Annotated in this window: 7 protein-coding genes; 3 read left to right on the top strand and 4 right to left on the bottom strand. The window is 74.1% G+C overall.

Going from position 1 to position 6,797, the window contains the following annotated elements; all coding sequences use genetic code 11:
- Positions 1–256 (top strand): response regulator transcription factor (locus tag F9B16_RS19965; RefSeq protein WP_225991789.1); only part of this gene is annotated, 256 nt, incomplete at its 5' end.
- A gap of 333 nt (positions 257–589) precedes the next feature.
- Positions 590–1,462 (top strand): nitroreductase/quinone reductase family protein, encoded by an 873-nt coding sequence (locus F9B16_RS19960; protein ID WP_225991788.1) that lies wholly within the window; start codon positions 590–592, stop codon positions 1,460–1,462.
- Between the two features lie 11 nt (positions 1,463–1,473).
- Here F9B16_RS19960 and F9B16_RS19955 read toward each other — a convergent pair whose 3' ends face one another.
- The 4 genes from F9B16_RS19955 to F9B16_RS19940 form a co-directional block, all read right to left on the bottom strand.
- Positions 1,474–2,538 (bottom strand): NAD(P)H-dependent amine dehydrogenase family protein, encoded by a 1,065-nt coding sequence (locus F9B16_RS19955; RefSeq protein WP_151541608.1) that lies wholly within the window; start codon positions 2,536–2,538, stop codon positions 1,474–1,476.
- Positions 2,535–3,344 carry an SDR family oxidoreductase gene (locus F9B16_RS19950; protein WP_225991787.1) on the bottom strand — a complete coding sequence of 270 codons (810 nt, stop codon included), beginning with the start codon at positions 3,342–3,344 and terminating at the stop codon, positions 2,535–2,537. The genes F9B16_RS19955 and F9B16_RS19950 overlap by 4 nt, the downstream gene beginning before the upstream one ends.
- 79 nt (positions 3,345–3,423) lie before the next feature.
- Positions 3,424–4,377 (bottom strand): ornithine cyclodeaminase family protein, encoded by a 954-nt coding sequence (locus F9B16_RS19945; protein WP_151541607.1) that lies wholly within the window; start codon positions 4,375–4,377, stop codon positions 3,424–3,426.
- 58 nt (positions 4,378–4,435) lie between these two features.
- Complete coding sequence (locus F9B16_RS19940) at positions 4,436–5,428, bottom strand: ABC transporter ATP-binding protein (RefSeq protein WP_151541606.1); 993 nt, start codon at positions 5,426–5,428, stop codon at positions 4,436–4,438.
- A 286-nt stretch (positions 5,429–5,714) separates the two neighbouring features.
- Here F9B16_RS19940 and F9B16_RS19935 point away from each other — a divergent pair, with 286 nt between their 5' ends.
- Positions 5,715–6,797 carry a S1 family peptidase gene (locus tag F9B16_RS19935; RefSeq protein ID WP_151541605.1) on the top strand — a complete coding sequence of 361 codons (1,083 nt, stop codon included), beginning with the start codon at positions 5,715–5,717 and terminating at the stop codon, positions 6,795–6,797.

Here is a 6,797-nt window from a genome sequence, read left to right as displayed (position 1 = left end):
CGGCTCCCGCGCCCGGCTGGACACCGGCGCCGGCCGGGCCGCCGCCCCCGCCCCGGCGGGGCCGTTCGCCGCGCTGACCGCGCGGGAGCGGGAGGTGCTGAAACTTGTCGCCGAGGGACGCAACAACAAGGAGATCGCGGCGGCGCTGTTCATCTCCCCGAAGACCGCGAGCGTGCACGTCTCCAACATCCTCGCGAAACTGAACGTCAGCGGCCGCACCCAGGCCGCCGCGCTCGTCCTCCGCGAAGGACTGTGAAAAAGGGGCCGGGAAACCGCACTTGAGAAATGCGCGCGGTTTGAGTAGGTTCGTTTCCGTGACTGCCGGGTCGGCCATGGGCCACGAGCGAGTGAGGCACCCGGCCTCCGAGTGAGCCGGAGGCGGGCGCGCGGCCCGCCCTGCCCTTCCCCTCCTTTCTCCTTCTCCGCATAGCGCGATGTCAGCGGCGTGCCCGCTGGGCGCCGCCGCCCGCGGACGCCTTCCCCTTTTCTCCACACGCCGTTCGGCGCGCTATTCCCTGCGCCGTTCCGCGTGCCGTTTCGCATGCCGTTCGACGGCCTGCGCGCATTCCCTTTCGATAGTCGATTCGCCATGCCCGGAAACAGAGAGGACGACCACCGCAGAATGGATTTCAACGAGCAGGTCATCGCGGAGTTCCGCGCGAACGGCGGCCGGGTCGGCGGCCCCTTCGAGGGCGGCCGGCTGCTCCTGCTGACCACCACCGGGGCGCGGACGGGCGCCCCGCACACCACGCCGCTCGGCTACCTGCCGGACGGCATCGGGCGCGTCCTCGTCATCGCGTCCGCGGGCGGCTCACCGAAGCACCCAGCATGGTTCCACAACCTCGTCGCGAACCCGCGCGTGACCGTGGAGAGCGGCGCGTTCAGGTACGAGGCGGAGGCGGTCGTCCTGGAGGGCGACGAGCGCGACCGGGCGTTCGCGCGGGCCGCGGAGAGCGACCCCGGCTGGGCCGAGTACGAGGCGAAGTCGGGCCGGACGCTGCCGGTCGTCGCGCTGGTGCAGACGGCCGAGGGCCCGCCGCCCGGGCCGGAGCGCCCCGGCGACATGCTCGTCGCGGTGCACGACGCGTTCCGCGACGAGCTGCGCCGGATCCGCGCGGAGGTCGCCGCGTCCGGTCCGGGGCTCGGCGCGCAGCTCCGCGTGAACTGCCTGGTGCTGTGCCAGGGGCTCGGCAACCACCACGCGGGCGAGGACCTGATGCTGTTCCCCGGCGTCGAGCGGGACCACCCCGGGCTGGCGCCGGCGCTGGCGCGGATGCGCGCGGAGCACGAGGCGATCAAGACGATCGTGGACCGGCTGCGCGACCTCGTCACCGACGGCGCGCCGGACCGCGCGGCCCTCGCCGCCGACGTGGACCGGCTCACCGCCGACCTGGAGGCGCACCTGGACCGGGAGGAGGACGTGCTCGTCCCGGTCCTGAACGCCGCCCCGGCCCCGCGCTAGAGCAGGCCGCGCTAGAGCAGGCCGCGGCCGGTGATCGGCGGCAGGTCGAGCGCGGTGAGCAGGCCGGGCGGCGCCGCGACGACCGCGGGGACCGCGTTGACCAGCCGCATCGCGGTCGCCTTCAGCCCCGCGGTGTTGTGGTCGCCGTCGCCGCCGAGGAGCTGGAGGTCGACGGTGTAGTCCGGCTCGCCGCGCACCTCGACCCGGTAGCAGCCGGCGCCGGCGGGCTGCGGCCAGTCGGGGGCGAGGTCGTCGCGCAGCCGCGTGACGTGCTCCAGGACGATCACGGGTTCGCCGCCGCGCATCCCGCGCACCTCGAAGCGGAGCGCGGCGGCGGTGCCCTTCTCGATCGTCCCGGAGGACACCTCGAAGGTCTCGGGGGCGGGCAGCCGGGTGTGGTGCTCGGTGACCTCGTCCAGCTCCACGCCGAGCCCGGCGGCGAGCTGGCGGACGACGCTGCCCCACGCCATCGTCAGGACGCCCGGCTGCAGCAGCATCGGCGTGTCGTCGAGGGACCGGCCGAACCCCATGATGTCGAACAGGACGGTGCCCTGGTCGTAGGTGGCGTAGTTGAGGATCTCCATGCAGCGGACCTGGTCGATCCGCTCGCTGATGCCGGTGACGGCGAGCGGCAGCGCGTCGTTGGCGAAGCCGGGGTCGATGCCGTTGACGAACAGCGACGCGCCGCCCGCCTCCGCCGCCTCCCGCACCGGATCGGACATCTCCGGCGGGACGACGCCGTCCGGGAACTGCAGGAACACCGGGCTGCTGGACACGACGTTGACCCCGGCGCGCAGGATGCGGCACAGGTCGTCGATCGCCTCCATCAGCCGGACGTCGGCCATCGAGGTGTAGACGACGCAGTCGGGGCGCAGCGCGAGCAGCTCCTCCTCCGACCCGGTCGCGGTCACGCCGAGGGTGCGGCCGAGCCCGGCGAGCTCCCCGGCGTCCTTGCCGATCTTGGCGGGGTTGGACACCCACACCCCGGCCAGTTCCAGGTCGGGGCGGGCGTCGATGCCCGCGATCGCGTGCCGGCCGACGTTGCCGGTGCTCCACTGGACGACGCGGTACGTCACAGGTCCTCCAGGCCGAGGTCGAGGTTCGGGACGTCGATGCCGCCGTCGACGCGCAGTACGGTGCCGGTGGTGTAGGCGGCCGCGGGCGAGGCGAGGTACAGCACGGCCGCCGCGACGTCCTCGGGGTCGCCGATGCGGCCGAGCGGGGTGCCCCGCTCCATCTGCGTGCGCAGCTCGTCGTTGGTCATGACGATGTCGAGCGCGGACGTCGCGACGGAGCCGACGGCGACCGCGTTGACGCGGATCCGCGGCGCGAGGTCGGTGGCGGCGAGCCGGGTGTAGTGGGCGAGGGCGGCCTTGGCCGTGCCGTAGGCGAGGTAGCCGCGGCCGGCGACCCGTCCCATCACCGAGGAGATGTTGACGACGGTGCCCGGCGCGGACGCGGTGGCGGACTCCAGGAGGTGCGGGACGGCGGCGCGGGTCAGCGCGTGCGCGGTGCTCACATTGAACTGGAACGCGTTCTCGAGGTATTCGGGCGTGGTGTCCAGGAAGGCGTTCGGGATCGTGCCGCCCATGTTGTTGACCACGATGTCGAGGCGGCCGAGGCCCTCGGCGGCGCGCGCGGCGAGCTCGGCCGCCGCGTCCGGCCGGCTCAGGTCGGCGGGCACGACCAGGGCGCGCCGGCCGGCCGCCTCGATCTCCGCGGCCACCTTGCGCAGCTGCTCCTCGGTGCGGGCGGAGATCGCCACGTCCGCGCCGGCCTGGGCGAGCGCCACCGCGGCGGCCGCGCCGATCCCGCGGCCCGCGCCGGTCACCACCGCGACCCTGCCCTCGATTCGGAACCGGTCCTGGATCACCGGCGTCACCTCCCGGTCGTTCGCCCGTGACCGCCCAGCCTAGACAGGAACTAGAACCTGTTTCAATACGCTGCGCGGGGCGGTGCGGTCACGCCAGGAAGTCGGTCTCCCGGCCCGTCCCCGCGGCGCGGGCGGCCCGGTAGGCCGTCCAGCTCAGCGCGAGGTCCTGCCAGGGCAGGCCGACCGGCGCGTACACCGTCACCTCGCCGTCCTTCACCCGGCCCGGCACCTCGCCGAGCAGCAGGTCGCGCAGCGTCCCGGCCGCGTGCTTGACGTCCAGGCCCGCGCCCGCGAGCACCCCCATCTCGACCGCGAGCGGCACGTCGTCGACCACCACCCGGGCGCCCTCCAGCAGGTCGGCCGCCAGCTCGGCCTTCCCGGGCTCGTCCGCGCCGAGCGAGGTGACGTGGGTGCCCGGCGCGACGTCGGCGGCGTGCAGCAGCGGGCGGCGCGCCCACGTCGCCACGACGACGATCCCGGCGCCCCGGACGGCGTCGCGCGGATCGGCCGCGACCGACGCCCGCGCGCCGAGCCGCTCGCCGTGCCGCTCCGCGAACGCGGCGGCGCGGTCGGCGTCCAGGTCGCAGACGGTCAGCCCGCGCACCGGCCGCAGCTCCGCCAGCCCCCGCATCACCAGCTCGGCCTGCGCGCCCGCGCCGATGACCGCGACCGTGTCGGCGGCGGGCCGGGCCAGGGCGTGCGTGCCGAGCGCGGCGGCGAGGCCGGTGCGCCACGCGGTGACGGTCGCCGAGTCCAGCAGCGCGAGCAGCTCGCCGGTGCCGAGGTCGTGCAGGCACACCACGCCGCGCAGCGCGGGCCGCGATCCCGGGAACTTGGCGTTCACCTTCACCGTGTAGGCGGGGATGTCCTCCACCACGCCGGGCAGCAGCGCCGTGGCGGTGCCCTGGCCCGGCACTTTCGCCACGACGCGCCGCGGCACCGTGCCGTCCTCGGCGGCGGTGAAGCCGCGGCGCAGCGCCTCGAGGCACGCGGCGGGGACGAGCAGCGATTCCAGCTCGGAACGGGACAGAAGCAATGTCACCGGATCATTCTCCCGTCCCCGCCGTCAGGTGTCACGTGCGTCGCGCCCGTCCCGGGCGTCACTCCGGACGGCGCCGGGCCGCGGTCAGCCGGTCCCAGTCCGCCAGCCAGTCGTTCCCCTGCCCGTCGATGAACGACCCGGGCGGCGGCGTCACGCCGTGCTGCCGCAGCCAGGCGCCGGGGCGGCGCATCGCGGGCCGGACGCTGCCGTCGCTCGGCATCAGCTGCGGCGGGATCGGCCCCGGCATCGCCTGCGGGACGTGCGCCTCGCTCTCCACGCCCGCCAGGTCCTTCTCCTCGGCCATCCCGATCGGGCCCTCGCGGCGCGCGTTGAAGAACTGGTTGACCGCCGGGTGCGTGCTGGACAGCACCATCTCGCGCGGGCCGAACATCACCAGCCCGCGGCGGAACAGCAGGCCGAGGTTGTCGGGCAGCACGCGGGCGGTGCCGATGTCGTGCGTGACGATCAGGAACGTCGCGCCCATCTCGGCGTTGAGGTCGACGAACAGCTGGTTCAGGTAGGCGGTGCGGACCGGGTCCAGGCCGGAGTCCGGCTCGTCCGCCAGGATGATGTCGGGGTCGAGGACGAGCGCGCGGGCCAGCCCGGCGCGCTTCTTCATCCCGCCGGAGATCTCGCCGGGCAGCTTGTGCTCGGAGCCGGAGAGCCCCACCATCTCCATCTTCTCCAGCACGATCCGGCGGATCTCCGACTCGCCCTTCCGGGTGTGCTCGCGCAGCGGGAACGCGATGTTGTCGAAGATGTTCATCGAGCCGAACAGGGCGCCGTCCTGGAACAGCACGCCGAAATGGCGGCGCATCTCGTACAGCCGGCCCTCGGCGAGCCGGGGGACGTCGCCGCCGCCGACGTAGACGTGGCCGCGGTCGGGGCGCAGCAGCCCGACGAGGTTCTTCAGGAACACCGACTTGCCGGTGCCGGACGGCCCGAGCAGCGCGGAGATCTCGCCCGCCGGGACGGTGAGCGACACGTCCTCCCAGATGACCTGCCGCCCGAACGACTTCCTCAGCCCTTCCACCCGGATCTCGACTCCCATGGGCACTCCCGTGCCGGGGAACCGGGGGCGGGGGATCCGCGTCATATGTCCGGTCCCCCGCCGCCTCGACCATACGACGCGGAGCGCCGCGCGGGGAGGCCCATTGGACTCCGCGTCCAGCCGCGCCCGCTCCCCCGCCCGCGACCGGGGGCGCGCACCCATGGTGACAAGACGATCACCAGCACTTAGGCACTTTCTTCCCTTTCGTCCCGGATGACGCTTCTTCCACGATGTGCGGAACCTCCGGTGCACCACACGGGTGTGCCCGCTCCCCCCTGGAGGCACAGTGAAGATCCGTCACGCACGCGTCGGCGGCGCCGTCACCCTGACGGCGACCGGCCTGCTGGCGACCGCCCTCGCCGGCGTCCCCGCGCACGCGGCGTCCCCGTCCGCCGCGTCCGCCGCCGGCACCGTGTTCGCCGCGAGCACCGCGGCCGGGCAGGAAGCCGTGGGCGCGGCGCTCGCGCAGCGGCTCGGCTCGCACACCGCCGGCTCCTACCTGAAGGGAGACCGGCTGGTCGTCACGGTGACCGACGCCGCGTCCGCGCGGGCCGTCCGCGCCGCCGGCGCGGTGCCGCAGACCGTCGCGCGCAGCGGCGCCGACCTGAAGAAGGTCATGGCCGCGCTCAAGCGCGACGCGACCGTCCCCGGCACCGCCTGGGCCGCGGACCCCGCCACCGACCAGGTCGTCCTGACCATGGACGGCAGCGTCAAGGGCGCCGCGCTGAAGAAGGTGAAGGCCGCCGCCGCCAAGCAGGGCGCGGCCGTCCGCACCGAGCGCGTCGCCGGGACGTTCCGCACGTTCACCCGAGGCGGCGAGGCCATCTACACGAGCGGCGCCCGCTGCTCGCTCGGCTTCAACGTCCGCAGCGGCAGCACCTACTACTTCCTCACCGCCGGGCACTGCACCAACATCGGCACGACGTGGACCGACTCGTCCGGCCGCACGCTCGGCCGCACCGTCCGCAGCGTGTTCCCCGGCCACGACTACGGGCTCGTCCAGTACACCTCCACCCCCGCCGACACCCAGGGGTCCGTGAGCCTCTACAGCAGCGGCACCCGCGACATCACCGGCGCCGCGAACGCCACGGTCGGGCAGACCGTGTACCGCAGCGGCAGCACCACCGGCCTGCACAGCGGCCGCGTCACCGCCCTCAACCAGACGGTGAACTACCAGGAGGGCAGCGTCAGCGGCCTGATCCGCACCACGGTGTGCGCCGAGCCGGGCGACAGCGGCGGCTCACTGTTCGCCGGGTCGAGCGCGCTCGGCCTCACCTCCGGCGGCAGCGGCAACTGCACCTCCGGCGGCACGACGTTCTTCCAGCCCGTCACAGCCGCGCTGAGCGCCTTCGGCGTCTCGATCTACTGA

This window comes from Actinomadura montaniterrae (assembly GCF_008923365.1).
GTDB lineage: Bacteria > Actinomycetota > Actinomycetes > Streptosporangiales > Streptosporangiaceae > Spirillospora > Spirillospora montaniterrae.
Note: the sequence above shows the minus strand (reverse complement) of the source record. Positions and strands in the feature narration are given on the sequence as shown.